Below are 22641 nucleotides of genomic sequence, written 5' to 3'. Positions count from 1 at the left end.
GCTCGGTGATGTCCAGCCTGCACTGTATCGGAGGGCCGGTCTAGCATGGGTCACCATGAGCCCGCTCCCGCAGAGCTCGACCCCTCTCGCGGTCCGCATGCGTCCCACCACCCTCGACGAGGTCGCCGGTCAACGGCACCTCTTGCGGCCCGGCTCGCCTCTGGTCACCCTGGCGTCCGGCACGGGTGCCGACCAGGGGGCCGTCTCCGTCATCCTCTGGGGTCCGCCGGGTACGGGGAAGACCACCCTCGCCCAGGCCATCGCCCGCAGCTCCGGCCGACAGTTCATCGAGCTGTCAGCCGTGACCGCGGGAGTCAAGGACGTCCGACAGGTGATGGAGAAGGCCCTGTCGAACCGTGACCTCTACGGCACGACGACCGTGCTCTTCCTCGACGAGATCCATCGCTTCACCAAGGCGCAGCAGGACGCCCTGCTGCCCGGCGTCGAGAACGGCTGGGTCATCCTCATCGCCGCCACCACCGAGAACCCGTCCTTCTCGGTCATCACGCCCCTGCTGTCCCGTTCGCTCCTGCTGACGCTCGAACAGCTCAGCGACGACGACCTGGCCCAGTTGGTCCAGCGGGCGGTCGGCGACCCCCGCGGTCTCGACGGATCCGTGCGCCTCGACGACGAAGCCCTGGCCACCATCGTCCGACTGGCCTCCGGTGACGCCCGACGTGCGCTCACGGCCCTCGAGGCGTCCGCCCAGTCGGCGTGGGCCACGAAGCTCGAGGCCGACGCGGTGCCGGCGGCCTCGGCCGACGACGCGTCCGACGCCGACTTCGATCCCGACGCCGAGTACGACGAGAACGATCCCGACGACGACCGTCCGACGATCACGTCCGAGATCGTCGCCCAGTCGGTCGACCGGGCGTTGCTGCGGTACGACCGCAACGGCGACGAGCACTACGACGTCATCAGCGCCTTCATCAAGTCCATCCGGGGGTCCGACGTCGACGCGTCGCTCCATTACCTCGCCCGCATGATCGAGGCGGGTGAGGACCCCCGCTTCATCTGCCGTCGGATCATCGTGTCGGCGGGTGAGGACATCGGCATGGCCGATCCGAACGCACTCACCGTCGCGGTCTCGGCCGCGACCGCCGTGCAGATGATCGGCATGCCCGAGGGACGCATCCCGATGGCCGAGGCCGTCGTCTACCTGGCGACCGCACCCAAGTCGAACCGGTCCTACTCCGCCCTCGACGCCGCGATCGCGGACGTCCGGGCCGGCAAGGCGGGCCGCGTGCCCAAGCACCTGCGCGACGCCCATTACCCCGGGGCACGGCGCCTCGGGCACGGGAAGGGCTACCGCTACGCCCACGACTCCGAGTTCGGGGTGGTCGAGCAGCAGTACCTCCCCGACGAACTCGTCGGCCACGAGTACTACGATCCCACCGCCAACGGCAACGAACGCGACGTGGCGGCCCGTCTCGAGAAGCTGCGCCGGATCACCCGCGGGCACTGACGGCACGACCGACCGGCTGCTCGCATCGGCGCCCGAGCTCCTGTATGCTCGGGGGGTTGCCTGTTCTCGGGCGTCGACGCGCGGCTGCTGACGACGACCCGATCAAGGTGCGACGACCTGTAGCCGGTCGCCACCGCGGCACTCACCCCTCTTGTTACGCCGCCCGGCGCTCGCGCGCTGGGGCGGTCCCTGACGAACCACCGACAAGAAAAAGGAACAAGTGTCCACCAAGTCACGTACCCGCAGCAAGACCCGTCTCTCGCGTGCCCTCGGCATCGCCCTGACCCCGAAGGCTGCTCGTTACCTCGAGAAGCGCCCCTACGCTCCCGGCGAGCACGGCCGCACCAAGCGCAAGACCGACAGCGACTACGCCGTCCGTCTGCGTGAGAAGCAGCGCCTGCGCGCCCAGTACGGCATCCGCGAGGCCCAGCTCAAGATCGTCTTCAACGAGGCCCGCAAGGCTTCGGGCCTGACCGGTGAGAACCTGGTCGAGCTCCTCGAGACCCGTCTCGACGCCCTCGTCCTCCGTGCCGGCTTCGCCCGCACGACGGCCCAGGCCCGTCAGATGGTCGTCCACCGCCACATCCTGGTGGACGGCAAGCTCGTCGACCGCCCCTCGTTCCGCGTCAAGCCGGGTCAGATGATCCACGTCAAGGAGCGCAGCGAGAAGACCGAGCCCTTCCAGGTCGCCGCGGCCGGCGGTCACGTCGACCTGCTGCCCAAGGTGCCCGGTTACCTCGAGGTCGAGATCGACAAGCTGCAGGCCCGCCTCGTGCGTCGCCCGAAGCGCGTCGAGGTCCCGGTGACCTGCGAGGTCCAGCTCGTCGTCGAGTACTACGCCGCGCGCTAGAACTCGTCACCCCGTCAGGAGCGGGCCACGGTCGTGGCCCGCTCCTTTCGCGTTCCCGGGGCCGGGTAAGCTGTCGAGTCGTCGCGCTCGCACGTCGCGGCACCAGCCCCAAGAGGAGTCCCCGTGAAGAGCCTGTTCCTGCTCGCCGTCGGTGTCGTCGGCGGCTTCGCCGTCGCCCACCAGTTCAACAAGACATCTCGGGGTCAGCAGTTCTTCGGCGACCTCGACGGCAACGTGAAGTCGTTCCGTGCCGCCGTGGTAGACGGTTACAAGGCCCGCGAAGCCGAACTGCGTTCCGACCGCGACGAGTCCTGAGCGCGCCGCCGCGCCTCCTCGTCCTGACACACGACCAACCCACCCTCGGGAGAACCATGCAGACCGCCGAAATCCGCCGCCGTTGGCTCGACTACTTCGGCGATCGGGGCCACACCGTCGTCCCGTCCGCGTCCCTGGTCAGCGACGATCCCAGCCTGCTCTTCACCGTCGCGGGCATGGTCCCGTTCATCCCGTACCTCACGGGGCTCGTCCCGACGCCGTACCCGCGTGCCACCAGCGTCCAGAAGTGCATCCGCACCAACGACATCGAAGAGGTCGGCAAGACGCCGCGGCACGGCACGTTCTTCCAGATGAACGGCAACTTCTCGTTCGGCGACTACTTCAAGGAAGAGGCGATCGGCTACGCCTGGGAGCTCCTGACCTCGAGCGAGGCCGACGGAGGACTCGCGTTCTCGCCCGACGACCTCTGGGTGACGGTGTACGAGGAGGACGACGAGGCCATCGCCCTCTGGAAGAAGGTCGCCGGTCTGCCCGACGAGCGCATCCAGCGACTCGGCAAGGACTCCAACTACTGGCACACCGGCCAGCCGGGGCCCGCAGGTCCGTGCTCGGAGATCTTCTTCGACCGTGGTCCCGCCTACGGCGCCGACGGTGGCCCGGCGACGGACGACGACCGTTACGTCGAGATCTGGAACCTCGTGTTCATGCAGTACCAGATCGAGAACGTGCGCTCGAAGGTCGACTTCGACATCGTCCGCGAGCTGCCGAACAAGAACATCGACACCGGCATGGGTCTCGAGCGCGTGGCGTTCCTCAAGCAGGGCGTCGACAACATGTACGAGATCGACCAGGTGCGCCCCGTCCTCGACAAGGCCGCCGAGCTGTCGGGACGGCGCTACGGAGCCGTCCACGACGACGACGTGCGGATGCGGGTCATCGCCGACCACGTCCGCAGCTCGCTCATGTTGATGTCCGACGGGGTCCGCCCGTCCAACGAGGGTCGGGGCTACATCCTCCGCCGCCTCCTGCGCCGCACGGTCCGGTCGATGCGCTTGCTCGGCGTCGACGGCCCCACGTTCCCCTCGCTCTTCCCCGAGTCCCGCGACGCGATGAAGGCCGCCTACCCCGAGGTCGAGACCGACTACGAGCGCATCTCGCGCCTGGCCTACGCCGAGGAGGAGACCTTCCTCCGCACCCTGGCCGCCGGGACGAACATCCTCGACATCGCCGTCGACGACACGAAGCAGCGTGCCTCGGCGGGCACGACCCCGCAGCTGCAGGGCGACACGGCGTTCCTCCTGCACGACACCTTCGGGTTCCCCATCGACCTGACGCTCGAGATCGCGGAAGAGAGCGGTCTGACGGTCGATCGCGAGGCATTCGACCGACTCATGTCCGAGCAGCGTGCCCGGGCGAAGGCCGATGCCAAGTCCCGGAAGGTGGCCCTGGCCGACCTGAGCGTCTACAGCGCGTTCCGGGCCCAGGGCGAGACGGTCTTCACCGGCTACGACGAGCTCGACACCGAGACGCGCGTGCTGGGCCTGATCGTCGACGGGGCCGACGTCGACCGGGCCGTGGCGGGTGACATCGCCGAGGTGATCCTCGCCGAGACCTCCCTGTACGCCGAGTCCGGCGGTCAGGAAGCTGACTCGGGCCGCATCGTCGGCGTGGGCTTCGACCTCGAGGTCCTCGACGTGCAGAAGCCCGTCAAGGGGCTGATCAGCCACCGCGTCCAGGTGACGTCCGGCGAGGTGGGGGTCGGCGACACGGCGACCAGCGTGGTCGACCCGGCCTACCGCCGCGGCGCGACGCAGGCGCATTCGGCGACGCACCTGATCCACGCCGCCCTCCGGGAGGTGCTCGGCCCGGAGGCGCACCAGGCGGGGTCGTACAACAAGGCCGGATACATGCGGCTCGACTTCAACTGGAACCAGGCGCTGAGCCCGCAGACACGCTCCGAGATCGAGGAGATCGCGAACAACGCCATCCGCGACGACCTGCAGGTCGTCACCCGCGAGATGCCCCTCGACGACGCCCGCGCGCTGGGCGCCATGGCGCTGTTCGGTGAGAAGTACGGCGAGACGGTCCGCATGGTCGACATCGGTGGTCCCTGGTCGCGCGAGCTCTGCGCGGGCACCCATGTCTCGACCAGCTCGCAGGTCGGCCTCATCAACCTCGTCAGCGAGAGCTCGGTGGGGTCGACCAACCGCCGCGTCGAGTCCCTCGTCGGCATGGACGCATTCCGTGACTTCGCCGCCGAGCGGGCTCTCGTGTCCCAACTGACCTCGTCGCTCAAGACTCCCCGTGATCAGCTGGCCGACCGCATCGGCGACCTGGTCACGAGCCTCCGGACGGCAGAGAAGAAGATCGCCGAGTTCGAGTCCGCCCGCCTCGCCACCCGCGTCCCGGCGCTGGCCGAGACGGCGAGTCGGATCGGCGACCTCACGGTCGTCGCCGAATCGGTCGGGTCGCTCGCTTCGACCGACGACCTGCGGTCGCTCGCCCTGTCGGTCCGCGAACGCCTGGGCGCGTCCAGCGCCTCCGTCGTCGCCCTGGCAGCCGACGTCGCGGGCAAGCCCGCCGTGATCGTGGCCACCACGGACGGCGCGCGCCAGGCCGGCGTCAAGGCCGGCCGTCTCGCCAAGGGCGCCGCCGCGGCTCTCGGTGGCGGGGGCGGCGGCAAGGACGACCTCGCCCAGGGCGGCGGATCCGACGTCTCGGCCATCCCCACCGCGCTGGCCGGCATCGTCGCCGAGCTCGGGTCCTGAGGACGCTCGTGCGGCGCGGAGTCCGGATCGGCATCGACGTGGGCAAGGCCCGGGTCGGTGTCGCCCGCACCGATCCCGACGGTCTGCTCGCCACCCCGGTCGAGACGCTGGCGCGTTCGGCCGACGGCGTGGCCGACATCGGTGCCGTCCGGGACCTCGTCGTCGGACTCGACGCGCTCGAGGTGATCGTCGGGCTGCCCATCGCCCTATCGGGTCGCGACACGGCCTCCACCCAGGACGCCCGGGACTTCGCCGCGGCCGTCGCCCAGGCCGTGGCCGTGCCCGTGCGCCTCGTCGACGAGCGCCTGTCGACCGTGAGCGCCCAGGGCGCCCTCCGGGCCTCGGGCCGGAAGGGCAGGAGCCAGCGGTCCGTCATCGACCAAGTGGCCGCTGTTATCATCGTCCAGCACGCGCTCGACCTCGAGCGCTCGAGCGGTCGACCGCCCGGGCGGATGGTCGACGTGACCCGAGAGGCGAGCGGCGACGGTGCCGCACCCGCCACCGACGAGAGACAGTGATTCGTGGCCGACGAACCCGACTGGGACGACATCTTCGCGTCCCAACCCCAGAACGACCGCCCTGCCGACACCTCCGGACGACGACGGGGTGATCCGGGTGATGGTCGACCGGGCGACGCCGACGGTGCACCCCTCCGCCGCAGCACCCACGTCGACGCCCCCGCCCTGTCCCGCCGCGAACAGCGTGAGCGCGAGCGACAGGCCGAACCCGCCGTCGTTCCCTCCTCCGACGGTGGGGGGGACCGCCCCCGCGGACGCACGACGCGCGAACCGCGCGAACGGCGTTCCAAGAAGGGCCCGATCGTCCTCGCGTCCATCCTCGTGCTCGTCCTGGCCGGCGGAACCGCCGGCGTCGCCGCCGCCTGGGGGCAGGTACAGCCCCTGATCGCCAAGTTCACGGGTGACGACGAACCGGCCGACTACGCCGGCAGCGGGAACGGCACGCCCGTCGAGTTCGCCATCGTCTCAGGTCAGGTCGGCTCCGACATCGCGCAGAACCTCGCGGACGCGGGCGTCACGCAGAGCTACGAGTCGGCCTACTCGCTCCTCCTGTCCAACCCGTCGATGACCTTCCAACCGGGCACCTATACCCTGCAGCAGCAGATGAGCGCCCAGTCGGCCCTCGATGCACTGCAGGACAGCGCCAACCGCATCACCAACAAGGTCGTCATCCCCGAGGGGACCGTGGCGGCGGACGTCTACGAACTCCTGGCCACCGCGACGTCGATCCCCATCGCCGACGTCCAGGCCGCCGCTGCGGACTACACGACGTTCGGGCTGCCCGCCGAGGCCACGAGCCTCGAGGGATGGCTCTTCCCGGCGACCTACGAACTCGACCCGGGCAAGACCGCCCACGACTACCTGCAGGACATGGTGACGACCATGACCCAGCACCTGCAGTCCGCCGGCGCACAGCCCGCCGAATACCAGAAGACCATCGTCTTCGCGTCGCTCGTCCAGAAAGAGGCCGGTCTGGCCGACGACTACCCGAAGGTCGCGCGGGTCTTCCAGAACCGTCTCGACCAGGGCATGCTCCTCCAGTCCGACGCGACGGTGGCCTACGGCACCGGCAACACCCACCGGGTCACGACGACCGACGAAGAGCGCGGTGACGCGAACAACGCCTACAACACCTACGTCCACGAGGGTCTGCCGGTCGGGCCGATCTCGAACCCCGGTGATCTCGCCCTGAACGCCGCCCTCAAGCCGGCCGACGGGACCTGGCTCTACTTCGTCACGGTCGATCTCGACTCGGGCGAGACGGCGTTCTCGACCACGTTCGCGGAGCACCAGGCCGCGGTCAAGCAGTGGCAGGCCTGGATGCGGGAGCACCCCGAGTACCAGTGACCGACCCACGGGACCCCTGGGCAGACCCACCGGTCCCGAGGGGCCGATCGACCGTCACACGGTCGGTCGGCCCCTCTCTCTGTGGGAAGATCGACACCATGCTTCGTTGGTTGACCGCTGGAGAATCTCACGGGCCCGAGCTCGTCGCCGTCCTCGAAGGGCTGCCGGCCGGCGTGCCGGTGTCGCTCGACGCGATCCGTGCCGACCTCGCCCGACGCAAACTGGGCTACGGCCGCGGTTCCCGCATGAAGTTCGAGCAGGACGAACTCAACATCTCGGGCGGCGTCCGTCATGGTTTGACCATGGGCAGCCCCGTGGCCCTGCGGATCGGCAACACCGAATGGCCGAAGTGGGTCGAGGTGATGAACCCCGAGCCCGTCGAGGTGAGTGAGGCCTCCCGGGGGCGGAGCGCACCCCTCACCCGACCCCGTCCCGGCCACGCCGACCTCGTCGGCATGCAGAAGTACGACTTCGACGAGGCCCGTCCCATCCTCGAGCGGGCGAGCGCACGCGAGACGGCAGCGCGCGTCGCGCTCGGAGCCGTCGCCCGGTCGTTCCTCGCCGAGCTCGGCATCGAGCTCGTCAGCCACACCCTGTCGATCGGGCCCGTGCGCGTGCCCGACGGCAGCCCGGTGCCCGTCCCGACGGACGTGGACCGTCTCGACGACGACCCGTTGCGCTGCTTCGACCAGGCGACCAGCGCCCTCATGGTCGACGAGGTCGAGGCCGCCAAGAAAGACGGCGACACCCTGGGCGGCGTCGTCGAGGTGCTCGCCTACGGGGTGCCGCCCGGGCTCGGTTCGCACGTCCAGTGGGACCGTCGTCTCGACTCGCAGCTGGCCGCCGCGTTGATGGGCATCCAGGCGATCAAGGGAGTCGAGGTCGGCGACGGCTTCGAGACCACCCGGAGGCGCGGTTCCGTCGCCCACGACGAGCTCCACCGCACGGGAGGGGTCATCTCGCGTGACACCGACCGAGCCGGCGGCACCGAGGGGGGCATGAGCACCGGCACGGTCCTCCGCGTGCGTGCCGGCATGAAGCCCATCGCGACCGTGCCCCGGGCGCTGGCCACCGTCGACGTCACGAGCGGCGAAGAGAGCAAGGCGCACCACCAGCGATCGGACGTCTGCGCGGTCCCGGCCGCCGGCGTCGTCGCCGAGTCGATGGTCGCCCTCGTCCTCGCGAACTCGGTCCTGGAGAAGTTCGGCGGCGACTCGCTGGGGGAGACGGCGCGCAACCTGCGGGGCTACCTCGACGCCATCCCCGAGAACCTGCGGACTCAGCCGGCGTCCGCCGCCGAGTGACGGTCGCGCGGCCGGTCGTCCTGATCGGGCCCATGGGGGCGGGCAAGACGAGCATCGGCAAGAAGCTCTCCCGTCGTCTCGGCGTCCCGTTCGTCGACAGCGACCGTCTCGTCGTCCGGCGGCACGGGCCCATCGCCGACCTGTTCGACCGTCACGGCGAGGCCCACTTCCGGGCACTCGAACACGAGGCCGTGGTCGAGGCCCTGACCGGCGACGGGGTGGTGTCGCTGGGTGGGGGAGCCGTCCTCGACGAACGCACGCGCGCCTCCTTGTCCGGGTTGCCCGTCGTCCTGCTGACCGTGACGGCGGAGGCCGTCGAGTCGAGGCTGGCCGGGAGCACCCGGCCGCTGCTGCAGAGAGGCGGGATCGAGGCCTGGCGGGCCATCGCCGCCGAGCGCGATCCGGTCTACCGGGCACTGGCGTCCGCCGTGTTCGACACGTCCCACCGACCCGTCTCGACCGTCGTCGACGACATCGAGACCTGGCTCGACTCCGAGAGAGGCACCGCATGACCGACGCGACCGACACCACCACCATCCACGTCGGGGGAGACGCCCCGTACGACGTCCTGATCGGTCGGGGCCTCACCGGCCACCTGCCGGCGGTCCTGCACCCGCAGACCAAGAAGGTCCTGATCGTCCACGCCCCCACCTTGGGCCGCAAGGCCGGAGAGGTGCGCGACGCCCTCGTGGCGGCCGGCTACGAGGCCCTCATCGCCGAGGTGCCCGACGCCGAGGACGCCAAGCGCGTCGAGGTCGCCGCCTTCTGCTGGCAGGTGCTGGGCCAGGCCGACTTCACCCGCACCGACGCCGTCATCGGTCTCGGCGGCGGGGCGATCACCGACCTGGCGGGCTTCGTTGCCGGCACCTGGCTCCGAGGCGTCCCGCTGGTCCAGATGCCGACCAGCGTGCTGGGGCTCGTCGACGCGAGCGTCGGCGGCAAGACCGGAGTGAACACGGCCGAGGGCAAGAACCTCGTCGGTGTCTTCCACCCGCCCGTGGCGGTGCTCGCCGACCTCGACCACCTCGACACGCTCTCGAAGAACGAGATCCTCGCCGGTTTCGCCGAGGTCGTGAAGGTTGGGTTCATCGCCGAACCCGAGATCCTCGACATCGTCGAGGCGGACGTCGACCGGGCGACCGACCCGACCACGCCGGAGTTCCGGCGGGTGGTCGAACTGGCGATCGGGCTCAAGGCCCGCGTCGTGGGCGAAGACCTCACCGAGCAGGGCCTGCGCGAGATCCTGAACTACGGCCACACCCTCGGCCACGCCGTCGAGCACGCCGAGCGTTACCAGTGGCGTCACGGGGCCGCGGTGTCGGTGGGCATGGTGTTCGCCGCAGAACTCGCCCGCCTGACCGGCCGACTGTCCGACGAGGCGGTCGACCGTCATCGCCGCATCCTCGAGTCGCTGACCCTTCCCGTCTCGTATCCGCTCGGGCGCTGGAACACCCTGCTCGCGACCATGCAACGGGACAAGAAGGCGCGCGCGGGCCTGTTGCGCTTCATCGTCCTGGACGAGATCGGTCGGCCCACCGTGCTGCAGGGGCCCGACCAGAGCCTGCTCTTCGCGGCGTACCAAGAGATCGGTTCGTAGCCCTTCGGCCCTTCGGGGCGTCCGCTACACTCGACGATGGCCGATTCCGGCCGACCTCCCACCACCCCGAACGGATCATCCGCGCATGGCGACTACCAACGACATCAAGAACGGTGCCGTCCTCAACCTCGACGGTCAACTCTGGAACGTCATCGAGTTCCAGCACGTCAAGCCGGGCAAGGGTGGCGCGTTCGTCCGCACCAAGATGAAGAACGTGATGTCGGGCAAGGTCGTCGACAAGACGTTCAACGCCGGCACCAAGATCGATTTCGCCAACGTCGACCGTCGTGAGTACACGTACCTCTACGCCGAGGCCGACGGCTACGTGTTCATGGACACGAGCGACTACGACCAGATCAACGTGCCCGCCACGATCGTCGGCGACGCGAAGAACTTCATGCTCGAGAACCAGAACGTGCAGATGGCCCTGCACGACGGCGACCCGCTGTACATCGAGCTTCCCGCCTCCGTCATCCTCGAGGTCACGTACACCGAGCCCGGCCTCCAGGGCGACCGCTCGACCGGCGGGACGAAGCCCGCCACCGTCGAGACCGGCTACGAGATCCAGGTGCCGCTGTTCCTCGAGACCGGCACCAAGGTCAAGGTCGACACCCGCGACGGCGGCTACCTCGGCCGCGTCAACGACTAGTCGGTGAGCGCACGCACCAAGGCGCGCAAGCGCGCCCTCGACGTCCTGTACGTCGCCGACATCCGTCAGATCAGCATGACCGACGCACTCGTCGCCGAGACCCAGCGGGCCCTCGACCAGCCCGAGCGGGGTTCGAGCTGGGGTTATGCCCGCGACATCGTGCAGGGCGTCATCGACCACCGCGACGAGATCGACGAACTCATCGAGACGTACTCTCAGGGCTGGACCCTCGCGCGCATGCCCACCCTCGACCGCGGCATCATCCGGATCGGCATCTGGGAGCTGCGTCACAACGACGAGATCCCCGACGCCGTGGCGATCAGCGAGGCCGTCGAACTGGCCCAGACCCTCAGCACCGACGACTCCGCCTCGTTCGTCAACGGACTGCTCGGTCGGATCGCGACCGCGGACTGACCGCCGACCGGCCGCCGTCGTCGCCAGCCGGCTCGTCGGGCGTCCGACGAACCGTTAGGGTTGAGCGACCCACACCGACATCCTTTAAATTCCGTCCCGAGAGGCGGGGAAGGAGGTCCGATTGAGCACCCGTACCGTGCTGAGTCAGGCTGACATCGCGCGTGCCCTCACGCGCATCTCGCACGAGATCCTCGAGTCGAACAAAGGTGCCGACGACCTGGTCGTCCTGGGCATCCCGACGCGGGGGGTCGTGCTCGCCGATCGGCTCGCCGCGACCCTCTCGTCCATCTCGGGCAGCACCGTTCCCGTGGGGTCGGTCGACGTGACGATGTACCGGGACGACCTCCGGCGCCAGCCCACCCGGTCGCCCCGACCCACCTCGGTGCCCTCCGGCGGCATCGACGGCAAGACCGTCGTCCTCGTCGACGACGTCCTCTACTCGGGCCGTACCATCCGTGCCGCGTTGGACGCCCTGAGCTCGATCGGCCGACCCCGGGCCGTCCGCCTCGCGGTCCTCGTCGATCGAGGCCACCGAGAGCTGCCCATCCGTGCCGACTTCGTGGGCAAGAACCTGCCGACCTCGACCGTCGAACGCATCTTCGTTCGGCTGCACGGCGTCGACGACGACGAACTCGTCGCCATCGACGACGCCACGACCGCAGGAGGCGCGGGGGCCGCCTCCGCGCCCGTCACCACCCCGGGGGCGAACCGATGAGGCACCTGCTCAGCACCGCCGACCTCTCGCGCGACGAGTCGATCCGCGTCCTCGACGTCGCGGAGGACATGGCGGACGTCGCCACCCGCGAGGTGCGCAAGCTGCCGACGCTCCGCGGCATCACGGTCGTCAACCTGTTCTACGAGGACAGCACCCGTACGCGCATCTCGTTCGAGGCCGCCGCCAAGCGGCTCAGTGCGGACGTCATCAACTTCGCCGCCAAGGGGTCGAGCGTCTCCAAGGGCGAGTCCCTGAAGGACACGGCCCAGACCCTCGCCGCCATGGGGGCCGACGGCATCGTGATCCGCCACCCGTCGAGCGGCGCACCTCGTGTGCTGGCCGACAGCGGCTGGGTGGACGCCGGCATCGTCAACGCTGGCGACGGCACCCACGAACACCCCACGCAGGCCCTGCTCGACGCGTTCACGATCCGCCGGCGCGTCCACGGCGCGGCGAGCCGGGGGCGCGACCTCGACGGCGTCGAGGTGATGATCGTCGGTGACATCCTGCACTCGCGGGTGGCCCGTTCCAACGCGTGGTTGTTGCGGACGCTCGGGGCGCACGTCACGGTGGTCGCGCCTCCCACGCTGATCCCGGTGGACGTCAGCCGCTTCGGCGTCTCCGTCCGCTACGACCTCGACGAGGCCCTGGCCGAGGTGCGACCGGACGTCGTCATGATGCTGCGCATCCAACAGGAGCGCATGAACGACGCGTTCTTCCCCAACCCCCGCGAGTACGCCCGGTCCTGGGGGCTGGGTGCGATGCGGTTCCGGGCTCTGCCCGAGTCCACGCTCGTCATGCACCCCGGCCCGATGAACCGAGGCCTCGAGATCAGCGACGAGGCCGCCGACTCGCCGCGGTCCACCGTCCGTGAGCAGGTCACGAACGGCGTGGCCGTCCGCATGGCCGTGCTCTACCTCACCCTCGCCGGCGACCGGGAGGACGCATCGTGACCACCACCCACCTCATCCGGGGCGCCGAGACCGTCGACGGCACCCGCACCGACGTCGTCGTCCGTGACGGCGTCGTCGCCGAACTCGGCACCGGCCTGACCGCCGCCGGTGCGACGGTCACCGACGCCGACGGCCTGCTCCTGCTCCCCGGCCTCGTCGACCTCCACACCCACCTGCGCGAGCCGGGGGGAGAGGGCAGCGAGACCGTCCTGACCGGATCGCGCGCAGCGGCCGCCGGCGGGTACACCGCGGTCAACGCGATGGCCAACTCGTCACCCGTGGCCGACACCGCGGGGGTCGTCGAACAGGTGCAGGCGCTGGGGGAGCGGGCCGGCTTCGTGACCGTCCGCCCGATCGGCGCCGTGAGCCAGGGGCTGAAGGGGACCCACCTCTCCGAGATCGGTGCCATGGCCCGCTCGCGGGCCGCCGTCCGGGTCTTCTCCGACGACGGTTCCTGCGTCGCCGACCCATTGCTGATGCGTCGGGCCCTCGAGTACATCAAGGGGTTCGGGGGAGTCCTCGCCCAGCACGCCCAGGAGCCGAGGCTCACGGAGGGCGCCCAGATGAACGAGGGCGCACTGTCGGCCGAACTGGGCCTGGGAGGCTGGCCCGCGGTCGCCGAAGAGGCCATCATCGCCCGCGACGTCCTGCTCGCCGACCACGTCGGCGCCCGGCTGCACGTCTGCCACGTGTCGACGGCGGGCAGCGTCGAGGTCATCCGCTGGGCCAAGTCGCGCGGCATCGAGGTCACGGCCGAGGTGACGCCGCACCACCTCCTGCTGACGGAGGACCTCGTGTCGGGTTACGACTCACGGTTCAAGGTCAATCCGCCGCTGCGTCGCTCGGAAGACGTCGAGGCGTTGCGTGCCGCCCTGGCCGACGGCACGATCGACATCGTGGCCACCGACCACGCCCCGCACACGTCCGAGGCCAAGTGCTGCGAGTGGGACGCCGCCGCGAACGGCATGGTCGGCCTCGAGTCGGCCCTGTCGGTCGTCCACCACACGATGGTCGACACGGGGCTCGTCGGCTGGGCCGACGTCGCCCGCGTCATGTCGATCGCCCCGGCCGAGATCGGGCAGGTCGCCGGCCACGGTCGTCCCCTCGCCGTGGGCGAGCCCGCCGAGCTCACGCTCTACGATCGTGGGGTGACCCGCACGTTCTCGACCGAGCACCTCGCGGGCAAGAGCCGCAACTCGCCCTACCTCGGTCGCGTCCTGCCCGGACGGGTGCGGGCGACCTTCCACCAGGGCTACGCGACGGTGGTCGACGGGCACGTCGTCGAGAGCGAGGTCGTCGCCCACGCGGCTCGACTCGTCGACAGCGCCGCCGCCCTCGCCTCCGAGGGGACGCCCGCCCGATGAGCCAGTGGATCATCGCCGCGCTCATCCTCGTCGGCGTCGGACTGCTGATCGGTCTGATGGCCCGGTCCTGGCGCGCCAGGGGGCGGCGTCAGTCCGACATCCCCGCCCCCGACCGGGCGCCCGACGACCTCTCGGCCCCCGTCCTCGCCGTCGATGCCCTCTACGTCGCCACGTCACGGGGCGGTGACCCGCTCGACCGCGTCGTCGTGCACGGCCTCGGGTTCCGCGGTCGGGCGATCGTGTCCGTCCACGCCGAGGGCGTGCGCCTGGAGATCGCGGGCGAACCGGCCGTGCTGATCCGCGCCTCCTCGTTGCGGGGCGTCGACCGTGCGACCTGGACCATCGACCGCGTCGTCGAGCGGGACGGCCTCGTCCTCGTCGGCTGGCGCCTCGGCGACGTCGACCTCGACACCTACCTGCGCATCACCGACGACCCGGCACCCGTCGTCGCCGCGATCCGCCCCCTCGTCCCCACGGCCCCCGGGGCCGGCACCACCAAGGAGAAGACCATTGACTGACGCCGCCACCACCGAGAGGGCCGTGCTGGTCCTCGCCGACGGCACCCGGTACACGGGCCGTGCCTACGGCGCCGTCGGACGCACCCTCGGCGAGGTCGTCTTCGCGACCGGCATGACCGGCTACCAGGAGACCCTCACCGACCCGTCGTACGCCGGGCAGATCGTCGTCATGACGGCACCGCACATCGGCAACACGGGCGTGAACGACACCGACCCCGAGTCACGCCGCATCTGGGTCGCCGGGTACGTCGTGCGGGACGCGAGCCGGGTGGTCTCGAACCACCGGGCGCAGGGCAGCCTCGACGACCAGCTCGTCGCCGACGGCATCGTCGGCATCCGCGGCATCGACACCCGCGCCGTCACGCGCCGTCTGCGCGAGGTCGGCTCGATGAAGGGCGGGGTCTTCAGCGGTCCCGACGCGGAGCTCGACCCCGACGAGCAGCTGTCCCTCGTCACCGCCGGGGCGGACATGCGCGGCCTCAACCTCTCGAGCCAGGTGTCGACGGTCGAGCCGTACGTCCTGCACGCCGAGGGCGACCGCATCGGCTCCGTCGCGGTGCTCGACCTGGGCGTGAAGACCTCGACGCTCCGCTACCTGGCGCAGCGCGGCTTCGAGGTGCACGTGCTGCCGCAGTCCACGACCCTGGACGAGCTCCGTGCCCTCGCCCCCGACGCGCTCTTCTACTCGAACGGCCCGGGCGACCCGGCGGCGAGCGACTCCCAGGTCGAACTGCTGCAGGGTGCCCTGCGGGACGGGCTGCCCTACTTCGGCATCTGCTTCGGCAACCAGCTCTTCGGCCGGGCCCTGGGATTCGGCACGTACAAGCTGCCCTTCGGCCACCGTGGCATCAACCAACCCGTGCTCGACAAGACGACGAACAAGGTCGAGATCACCAGCCAGAACCACGGCTTCGCGGTCGACGCACCCATCGACGGCGTCCTCGACTCCCCGGCCGGCTTCGGTCGGGTCGAGGTCAGCCACTACAGCCTGAACGACCAGGTCGTCGAGGGCCTCCGTGCCCTCGACATCCCCGCGTTCTCGGTGCAGTACCACCCCGAGGCCGCCGCGGGCCCCCACGACAGCAACCACCTCTTCGACCGCTTCCGCGAGGCGGTCGTCGCCCGCACGAACGGCCAGGCCGTCGACTTCGGCTCCGACATCGAAAGCAGCAACTGATGCCCAAGCGTGACGACATCAACTCCGTCCTCGTGATCGGCTCCGGGCCGATCGTCATCGGCCAGGCGGCCGAGTTCGACTACTCGGGCACCCAGGCGTGCCGCGTGCTGCGTGAAGAAGGGGTCCGGGTCATCCTCGTCAACCCGAACCCGGCCACGATCATGACCGACCCCGACTTCGCCGACGCGACGTACATCGAGCCCATCACGTCCGAGGTGCTCGAGGCGATCATCGTGAAGGAGCGCCCCGACGCGATCCTGCCCACCCTCGGCGGGCAGACGGCCCTGAACGCCGCCATCGCCCTCGACGAAGAAGGCATCCTCGCCAAGCACGGCGTCGAGTTGATCGGCGCCAAGGTCGAGGCCATCCAGAAGGGCGAGGACCGCCAGCTCTTCAAGAAGCTCGTGCTGGAGTCCGGTGCCGACGTCGCCAAGTCGTACATCGCCACGACGGTCGACCAGGCCGTCGAGTACGCCGAAGACCTCGGGTACCCGCTGGTCATCCGGCCCTCGTTCACCATGGGCGGGCTCGGATCGGGCTTCGCCTACACCCGTGACGAGCTCGTCCGCATGGTCACGGACGGCCTGCACCAGAGCCCGACCACCGAGGTGCTCCTCGAGGAGAGCATCCTCGGCTGGAAGGAGTACGAGCTCGAGATGATGCGGGACACGGCCGACAACACGGTCGTGGTCTGCTCGATCGAGAACGTCGACCCCGTCGGAGTCCACACCGGCGACTCGATCACCGTCGCCCCGGCGCTCACCCTGACCGACCGCGAGTACCAGAACCTGCGCGACATCAGCATCGACATCATCCGTCGCGTGGGCGTCGACACGGGCGGCTGCAACATCCAGTTCGCGGTGGACCCCGCGGACGGCCGCGTCATCGTCATCGAGATGAACCCCCGCGTGTCGCGCTCGAGCGCCCTGGCGTCCAAGGCGACCGGCTTCCCGATCGCCAAGATCGCGGCGAAGCTCGCCCTCGGGTACCGTCTCGACGAGATCCCGAACGACATCACGAAGGTGACCCCCGCCTCCTTCGAGCCGACGCTCGACTACGTCGTCGTCAAGGTGCCCCGGTTCGCCTTCGAGAAGTTCCCGGCGGCCGACACGACGCTGACCACGACGATGAAGAGCGTGGGCGAGGCCATGGCCCTCGGCCGCAACTTCACGCAGGCGCTGCAGAAGGCGCTCCGGTCGCTCGAGAAGCGTGGCTCGAGCTTCCACTGGCAGGGCGAGCCCGGAGACGAGGAGGCGCTGCTCGCGTTGTCGTCGACGCCCACGGACGGCCGCATCGTCACCGTCCAGCAGGCCCTGCGGGCCGGCGCCACCGCCGAGCAGGTCTTCGACGCCACGAAGATCGACCCCTGGTTCATCGACCAGGTCGTGTTGATCAACGAGGTCGCCGAGCAGGTCGCCGCGGCGGCCGAGCTCGACGCGGACGTGCTCGTGCTCGCGAAGGACCACGGCTTCAGCGACGACCAGATCGGCCAGTTGCGCGGTCTCTCCGAGCAGCAGGTCCGCGATCACCGGCACGCCCTCGACGTGCGTCCCGTCTTCAAGACCGTCGACACCTGCGCGGGGGAGTTCCCCGCGCTGACGCCGTACCACTACTCGAGCTACGACGCCGAGACCGAGGTCGTGGCCAGCGATCGCCGCAAGGTGATCATCCTCGGCTCCGGGCCGAACCGCATCGGGCAGGGCGTCGAGTTCGACTACTCGTGCGTCCACGCGAGCTTCGCCCTGAGCGACGCCGGGTTCGAGACGATCATGATCAACTGCAACCCCGAGACGGTGTCGACCGACTACGACACGAGCGACCGGTTGTACTTCGAGCCGCTCACCCTCGAGGACGTCCTCGAGGTGGTCCACGCCGAGAGCGCCAGCGGCGAGCTCGTCGGCGTCGTCGTGCAGCTCGGCGGCCAGACGGCCCTCGGCCTGTCGAAGGGCCTGGAGGCCGCGGGCGTGCCCATCCTCGGCACGACGCCCGACGCGATCGACTCGGCCGAAGAACGAGGCCTCTTCCAGGGCATCCTCGACGCCGCCGGCCTGCTCGCGCCGCGCAACGGCACGGCGACCGACTACGACAGCGCCGTCGCCGTCGCCGAAGAGATCGGCTACCCGGTGCTGGTGCGCCCGTCGTACGTGCTCGGTGGCCGCGGCATGGAGATCGTCTACGACAGCCCCTCGCTCGCCGACTACTTCGAGCGGGTCGCCGACCAGGCCATCATCGGACCGGAGGCACCCCTGCTGGTCGACCGGTTCCTGGACGACGCCGTCGAGATCGACGTCGACGCGCTCTACGACGGCACCGAGCTCTACGTCGGCGGCATCATGGAGCACATCGAGGAAGCTGGCATCCACTCCGGTGACTCGAGCTGCACCCTTCCGCCCGTCACGCTCGGGAAGGGCGAGATCGACCGCGTCCGCGACGCGACCCTCGCCATCGCGAAGGGCATCGGCGTGTCCGGTCTGCTGAACGTGCAGTTCGCGATCGCGGCCGGCGTGCTCTACGTCATCGAGGCCAACCCCCGGGCGAGCCGCACGGTGCCCTTCGTCTCGAAGGCCCTCGGCATCCCGTTGGCCAAGGCGGCCTCGCTCATCATGGTCGGCCACAGCGTGCGCGACCTCGTGGAGACCGGCCTGCTGCCGGAGCAGGACGGCTCGGACGTCCCCCTCGACTCGCCGATCTCGGTGAAGGAAGCCGTGCTCCCCTTCAAGCGGTTCCGCACGAAGGAGGGCCAGGTCGTCGACAGCGTCCTCAGCCCCGAGATGCGTTCCACGGGCGAGGTCATGGGCATCGACCGCGACTTCCCCCGGGCGTTCGCGAAGAGCCAGACGGCGGCGTACGGCGGCCTCCCCACCTCGGGCACCGTCTTCGTCAGCGTCGCCGATCGTGACAAGCGGGCCATCGTGTTGCCGGTGCTGCGCCTCCAGCAGCTCGGCTTCCGCATCCTGGCGACCGAGGGGACGGCCACCGTCCTCGTCCGCAACGGCATCCACGCCGACACCGTCGACAAGTTCAGCGCCGGAGGCCACTCGGTCGTCGACCTGATCAACGCCGACGAGGTCGACATCGTGATCAACACCCCGAGCGGCTCGAGCGCCCGGGCCGACGGCTACGAGATCCGTGCGGCGACGGTCGCAGCCGACAAGGCGCTCTTCACGACCATCGCCCAGCTCGGTGCGGCCGTCGCCTCGATCGAGGCCGTCCAGAGCGACCTCGAGGTGACGAGCCTGCAGGACTACGGCCTCGCCCGGGCGGCCCGACGGTGAGCTCGTCGTTCGGCGACCGGCTCGCGGCGGCCTTCGCCGCGACCGGTCCGCTCTGCGTCGGCATCGATCCGCATCCCTATCTCCTCGACCAGTGGGGCCTGCCGTCCGACGCCTCGGGTGTCCGTGAGTTCGGCCTACGCGTCCTCGACGGTCTGGTCGGCTCGGCGACGATCGTGAAACCGCAGGTCGCGTTCTTCGAACGGTGGGGCTCCGCGGGGTTCGCAGCCCTCGAAGACGTCCTCGAGGCCGGTCGCGAGCGGGGCCTGGTGCAGATCGGCGACGCGAAGCGGGGCGACATCGGCTCGACGATGGACGCCTACGGCGAGGCCTGGTTCGACGCGTCGTCACCGCTGCGGGTCGACGCGCTGACGGTCTCGCCCTATCTCGGCTTCGACTCCATGACCGGACTGGTCACCCGGGCACGGGCCGTCGGCGCCGGCGTCTTCGTGCTGGCCGCGACGTCCAACGTCGAGGCCCTCGCCACCCAGACGGCCGTCCGGACGGACGACCACGGCGCGGAGGGCACCGTCGCGAGCGGTATCGTCGACGACGTGCTCCATGACAACCAGACGGCGGGCGACGCTCCGTTCGGCAGCGTCGGCCTCGTGCTCGGCGCGACCGTCGACCTCGACGACTACGGCATCGACGCCGCCCGACTGACGACGACGCCGGTGCTCGCCCCGGGGTTCGGCCACCAGGGCGCGACCTATGCCGACCTGCCGCGGCTCTTCGGCCCCGCGGCCGGTGCCGTGCTCGTCTCCGCCTCCCGAGCCCTCCTCTCGGCGGGTCCGGAAGGGTTCGCCGACGCGGTCCGTCGTGATGCCGACGAGGTGCGTTCGTGCCTCGTCTGACCCCGCCTCCCGTCGACCGTGCCGCGGCGGCCCGAGCCGCCGTGGCCGCGCGTCGCGGTCGCGCCGCCGTCAAGAACGCCGTCGCCTCCCGGACCCGCAGCGCCCTCGACGTCGCGGAGTCCGCCTGGGCCGGTGAACCCACGAGCCCCGAGGGGTCGCTCAGGGTCCGCGAACTCCTGACCAGCATCCCGGGCATCGGTCCGACCCGCGTCGCCCGCATCATGACCGAGCTCGGCATCGCCGAGTCGAAGCGCGTCGGCGGACTCGGGGTGAGGCAACGCCGCATCCTCGGCGACTGGCTGGCCGTCCGCGAGTCGAAGGGGCGCCTCCGGTCCCGGCTGGTCGTCCTGGCGGGCCCCACGGCCGTGGGCAAGGGCACGGTCTCGACCTACATCCGCGAGAACTACCCCGACGTGCATCTCAGCGTGTCGGCGACGACCCGTGCCCCGCGACCCGGCGAGGTCGACGGGGTCCACTACTACTTCGTGGACGACGCGGAGTTCGACCGCATGATCCGCGACCGCGAACTGCTCGAGTACGCCACGGTGCACAACTCGTACCGCTACGGCACGCCCCGCCCTCCGTTGGACGCCGCGTTGAACGAGGGGCGCAGCGTGCTGCTCGAGATCGACCTGCAGGGCGCTCGACTCGTCCGGGCCGCGATGCCCGAGGCCGTGCTCGTGTTCCTGCTGCCCCCGACCTGGGACGAACTCGTCCGTCGACTCATCGGTCGGGGTACCGAGGACGCTGCCGAACAGCAACGCCGACTCGAGACCGCGAAGGTCGAACTGGCCGCCCAGGACGAGTTCGACGCGCGTGTCGTGAACCACGACGTGGCCGAAGCGGCCCGGGAGGTCGTAGAATTAATGACTGCGCCCGAACCGGGCCGCACCCGCGCGTGACCCGCGCCCCCATCTTGGTGCCCACGCTCGTCCCGAGCGGAGCCGGCACCGTCCCCCATCGACACGAGGAGCAACCAATGGCCGACAAGAACCAGGGCATCATCGATCCCCCCATCGACGAGCTGCTGTCGAAGGTCGAGTCGAAGTACGCACTCGTCATCTTCGCCTCCAAGCGCGCGCGTCAGATCAACGACTACTACGCCGACCTGCACGAGGGCAGCCTGTTCGACAACGTCGGCCCCCTGGTCGACAGCTCCATCGACGACAAGCCCCTGTCGGTCGCGATGCACGAGATCAACGAGGACAAGCTCGAGGTGAAGCCGCTCGCCGTCCCCTCCGAGTAGCGGGGCGACACGACCAGCCCCTCTGACGGTGGTCGGTCCTATCATCTGACGAGGCCCCCGGGAGTCCATCCCGCGGGGCCTCATCGCGTCCCCACCCAGAACGACACCCAGAGGAACACCGTGACCCCGACCGACACGACGACCGCCCCCGCCCCGACGGCATCGACCTCCCTTCGACTCTTCACCTCCGAGTCGGTCACCGAGGGCCACCCCGACAAGATCTGCGACCAGATCTCGGACGGCATCCTCGACGCGCTGCTGGCTGTCGACCCCGCCAGCCGGGTCGCGGTCGAGACCATGGTCACGACGGGACTCGTGCACGTGGCCGGCGAGGTCACCACCAAGGGCTACGTCGACATCCCCACGATCGTGCGCGACCTCATCGTGGGCATCGGCTACGACTCGTCGGCCGTGAGCTTCGACGGCCGTACCTGCGGCGTCGAGGTGTCGATCGGGTCCCAGTCGCCCGACATCGCCCAGGGCGTCGACACCGCCCTCGAGGCGCGTGGCGGCGACGACGACCTGCTCAACCGCCAGGGTGCCGGCGACCAGGGCATCATGTTCGGCTACGCCACCAACGAGACCCCCCAGTTCATGCCGCTCCCCGTGTGGCTGGCCCACCGGCTCGCCGAGCGACTGGCGGCCGTGCGCAAGTCGGGCACCCTCGACTACCTCCGGCCCGACGGCAAGACGCAGGTGACGGTCGGCTACGACGGGGTCGTGCCCACGACCGTCGACACCGTCGTCCTGTCGACCCAGCACTCGCCTGCGGTCTCGAGCGCTCAGCTCGAGTCCGACGTCATCGAGCACGTCATCCGCCCCGTCCTCGACGAGGCAGGGTTCTCGTCCACGGACACCCGGTTCATCATCAACCCGACCGGCAGGTTCGAGATCGGCGGCCCGCAGGGCGACGCCGGACTCACCGGCCGCAAGATCATCGTCGACACCTACGGCGGGGCGAGCCGTCACGGTGGGGGCGCGTTCTCGGGCAAGGACCCCTCGAAGGTCGACCGGTCCGCCGCGTACGCCATGCGGTGGGTGGCCAAGAACGCCGTCGCCGCGGGCCTCGCCGACCGGCTCGAACTCCAGGTGGCCTACGCGATCGGGCGGGCCGCACCCGTCGGCCTCTACGTCGAGACCTTCGGCACCGGGCACGTCGGCGACGACGTCATCACGGCCGCCATCGAGAGCGTGTTCGACCTCCGCCCGGCGGCGATCATCCGCGACCTCGACCTGCTGAGGCCGATCTACGCGGCGACGTCGACCTACGGCCACTTCGGTCGCGACCTGCCCGACTTCACCTGGGAGGCGCTCGACCGCGTCGACGCCCTCCGGGCCGCCGCCGGGCTCTGAC

At 70.1% G+C, this 22641-nt stretch carries 21 protein-coding genes; all 21 read left to right on the top strand.

The genetic code is table 11. From position 1 onward, the window contains the following. The first annotated feature begins 55 nt into the window (after positions 1–55). On the top strand, positions 56–1465 hold the full coding sequence (locus ASL10_RS05985; RefSeq protein ID WP_082460229.1) for a replication-associated recombination protein A: 1410 nt from the start codon (positions 56–58) through the stop codon (positions 1463–1465). A gap of 220 nt (positions 1466–1685) precedes the next feature. Continuing rightward, the gene (gene rpsD, locus ASL10_RS05980; RefSeq protein WP_043592736.1) at positions 1686–2315 is read left to right on the top strand and encodes a 30S ribosomal protein S4; all 630 of its coding nucleotides are present in this window, start codon (positions 1686–1688) and stop codon (positions 2313–2315) included. Between the two features lie 123 nt (positions 2316–2438). Further along, positions 2439–2630: a hypothetical protein gene (locus ASL10_RS05975; RefSeq protein WP_056045353.1), complete on the top strand. Its 192-nt coding sequence runs from the start codon at positions 2439–2441 to the stop codon at positions 2628–2630. A 56-nt stretch (positions 2631–2686) separates the two neighbouring features. Then, complete coding sequence (gene alaS / locus ASL10_RS05970) at positions 2687–5359, top strand: alanine--tRNA ligase (protein WP_056045351.1); 2673 nt, start codon at positions 2687–2689, stop codon at positions 5357–5359. Positions 5360–5367: 8 nt separating this feature from the next. Next, on the top strand, positions 5368–5877 hold the full coding sequence (gene ruvX, locus ASL10_RS05965) for a Holliday junction resolvase RuvX (RefSeq protein ID WP_056045348.1): 510 nt from the start codon (positions 5368–5370) through the stop codon (positions 5875–5877). A gap of 3 nt (positions 5878–5880) precedes the next feature. Further along, positions 5881–7224 carry an endolytic transglycosylase MltG gene (gene mltG, locus ASL10_RS05960; protein WP_056045346.1) on the top strand — a complete coding sequence of 448 codons (1344 nt, stop codon included), beginning with the start codon at positions 5881–5883 and terminating at the stop codon, positions 7222–7224. Between the two features lie 98 nt (positions 7225–7322). Beyond that, the gene (gene aroC, locus ASL10_RS05955; protein ID WP_056045343.1) at positions 7323–8528 is read left to right on the top strand and encodes a chorismate synthase; all 1206 of its coding nucleotides are present in this window, start codon (positions 7323–7325) and stop codon (positions 8526–8528) included. A 32-nt stretch (positions 8529–8560) separates the two neighbouring features. Further along, positions 8561–9040 (top strand): shikimate kinase, encoded by a 480-nt coding sequence (locus tag ASL10_RS05950; RefSeq protein WP_056047447.1) that lies wholly within the window; start codon positions 8561–8563, stop codon positions 9038–9040. After that, positions 9037–10125, top strand: a complete 1089-nt coding sequence (gene aroB / locus ASL10_RS05945) for a 3-dehydroquinate synthase (protein WP_056045338.1) — start codon at positions 9037–9039, stop codon at positions 10123–10125. The genes ASL10_RS05950 and aroB overlap by 4 nt, the downstream gene beginning before the upstream one ends. A gap of 85 nt (positions 10126–10210) precedes the next feature. Next, positions 10211–10774 carry an elongation factor P gene (efp, locus tag ASL10_RS05940; RefSeq protein ID WP_043592746.1) on the top strand — a complete coding sequence of 188 codons (564 nt, stop codon included), beginning with the start codon at positions 10211–10213 and terminating at the stop codon, positions 10772–10774. Between the two features lie 3 nt (positions 10775–10777). Then, positions 10778–11188 (top strand): transcription antitermination factor NusB, encoded by a 411-nt coding sequence (gene nusB, locus ASL10_RS05935; RefSeq protein ID WP_043592748.1) that lies wholly within the window; start codon positions 10778–10780, stop codon positions 11186–11188. A gap of 121 nt (positions 11189–11309) precedes the next feature. Continuing rightward, the gene (gene pyrR / locus ASL10_RS05930) at positions 11310–11903 is read left to right on the top strand and encodes a bifunctional pyr operon transcriptional regulator/uracil phosphoribosyltransferase PyrR (protein ID WP_056045333.1); all 594 of its coding nucleotides are present in this window, start codon (positions 11310–11312) and stop codon (positions 11901–11903) included. Continuing rightward, on the top strand, positions 11900–12856 hold the full coding sequence (locus ASL10_RS05925; RefSeq protein WP_056045330.1) for an aspartate carbamoyltransferase catalytic subunit: 957 nt from the start codon (positions 11900–11902) through the stop codon (positions 12854–12856). Before pyrR ends, ASL10_RS05925 begins: the two co-directional genes overlap by 4 nt. Then, on the top strand, positions 12853–14220 hold the full coding sequence (locus tag ASL10_RS05920; RefSeq protein WP_056045327.1) for a dihydroorotase: 1368 nt from the start codon (positions 12853–12855) through the stop codon (positions 14218–14220). Before ASL10_RS05925 ends, ASL10_RS05920 begins: the two co-directional genes overlap by 4 nt. Further along, positions 14217–14738 carry a hypothetical protein gene (locus tag ASL10_RS05915; protein WP_056045324.1) on the top strand — a complete coding sequence of 174 codons (522 nt, stop codon included), beginning with the start codon at positions 14217–14219 and terminating at the stop codon, positions 14736–14738. The genes ASL10_RS05920 and ASL10_RS05915 overlap by 4 nt, the downstream gene beginning before the upstream one ends. After that, complete coding sequence (gene carA, locus ASL10_RS05910; protein ID WP_056045322.1) at positions 14731–15915, top strand: glutamine-hydrolyzing carbamoyl-phosphate synthase small subunit; 1185 nt, start codon at positions 14731–14733, stop codon at positions 15913–15915. The genes ASL10_RS05915 and carA overlap by 8 nt, the downstream gene beginning before the upstream one ends. Then, positions 15915–19190: a carbamoyl-phosphate synthase large subunit gene (carB, locus tag ASL10_RS05905; RefSeq protein ID WP_056045319.1), complete on the top strand. Its 3276-nt coding sequence runs from the start codon at positions 15915–15917 to the stop codon at positions 19188–19190. Before carA ends, carB begins: the two co-directional genes overlap by 1 nt. After that, entirely contained in the window at positions 19187–20041 is an 855-nt protein-coding gene (gene pyrF, locus ASL10_RS05900) for an orotidine-5'-phosphate decarboxylase (protein WP_056045314.1), read from the top strand. Before carB ends, pyrF begins: the two co-directional genes overlap by 4 nt. Beyond that, complete coding sequence (gene gmk / locus ASL10_RS05895; RefSeq protein ID WP_056045311.1) at positions 20029–20943, top strand: guanylate kinase; 915 nt, start codon at positions 20029–20031, stop codon at positions 20941–20943. Before pyrF ends, gmk begins: the two co-directional genes overlap by 13 nt. Before the next feature lie 77 nt (positions 20944–21020). Then, the gene (gene rpoZ, locus ASL10_RS05890) at positions 21021–21287 is read left to right on the top strand and encodes a DNA-directed RNA polymerase subunit omega (protein WP_056045308.1); all 267 of its coding nucleotides are present in this window, start codon (positions 21021–21023) and stop codon (positions 21285–21287) included. 120 nt (positions 21288–21407) lie between these two features. After that, positions 21408–22640 (top strand): methionine adenosyltransferase, encoded by a 1233-nt coding sequence (gene metK, locus ASL10_RS05885; protein ID WP_056045305.1) that lies wholly within the window; start codon positions 21408–21410, stop codon positions 22638–22640. The last annotated feature ends 1 nt before the right edge of the window (position 22641 follow it).

This window comes from Frigoribacterium sp. Leaf8 (assembly GCF_001421165.1).
Classification (GTDB): Bacteria; Actinomycetota; Actinomycetes; order Actinomycetales; family Microbacteriaceae; genus Frigoribacterium.
This window is presented reverse-complemented; position numbering and strand designations above follow the sequence as displayed.

What these genes read in the sequence shown, in the direction of transcription:
- aroB (WP_056045338.1), top strand. Translation starts at nt 9,037, where the DNA reads ATGACCGACGCGACCGACACCACCACCATCCACGTCGGGGGAGACGCC.
- ASL10_RS05915 (WP_056045324.1), top strand. Translation starts at nt 14,217, where the DNA reads ATGAGCCAGTGGATCATCGCCGCGCTCATCCTCGTCGGCGTCGGACTG.
- rpoZ (WP_056045308.1), top strand. Translation starts at nt 21,021, where the DNA reads ATGGCCGACAAGAACCAGGGCATCATCGATCCCCCCATCGACGAGCTG.
- alaS (WP_056045351.1), top strand. Translation starts at nt 2,687, where the DNA reads ATGCAGACCGCCGAAATCCGCCGCCGTTGGCTCGACTACTTCGGCGAT.
- efp (WP_043592746.1), top strand. Translation starts at nt 10,211, where the DNA reads ATGGCGACTACCAACGACATCAAGAACGGTGCCGTCCTCAACCTCGAC.
- ASL10_RS05925 (WP_056045330.1), top strand. Translation starts at nt 11,900, where the DNA reads ATGAGGCACCTGCTCAGCACCGCCGACCTCTCGCGCGACGAGTCGATC.
- carB (WP_056045319.1), top strand. Translation starts at nt 15,915, where the DNA reads ATGCCCAAGCGTGACGACATCAACTCCGTCCTCGTGATCGGCTCCGGG.
- ASL10_RS05985 (WP_082460229.1), top strand. Translation starts at nt 56, where the DNA reads ATGAGCCCGCTCCCGCAGAGCTCGACCCCTCTCGCGGTCCGCATGCGT.
- aroC (WP_056045343.1), top strand. Translation starts at nt 7,323, where the DNA reads ATGCTTCGTTGGTTGACCGCTGGAGAATCTCACGGGCCCGAGCTCGTC.
- ASL10_RS05950 (WP_056047447.1), top strand. Translation starts at nt 8,561, where the DNA reads ATGGGGGCGGGCAAGACGAGCATCGGCAAGAAGCTCTCCCGTCGTCTC.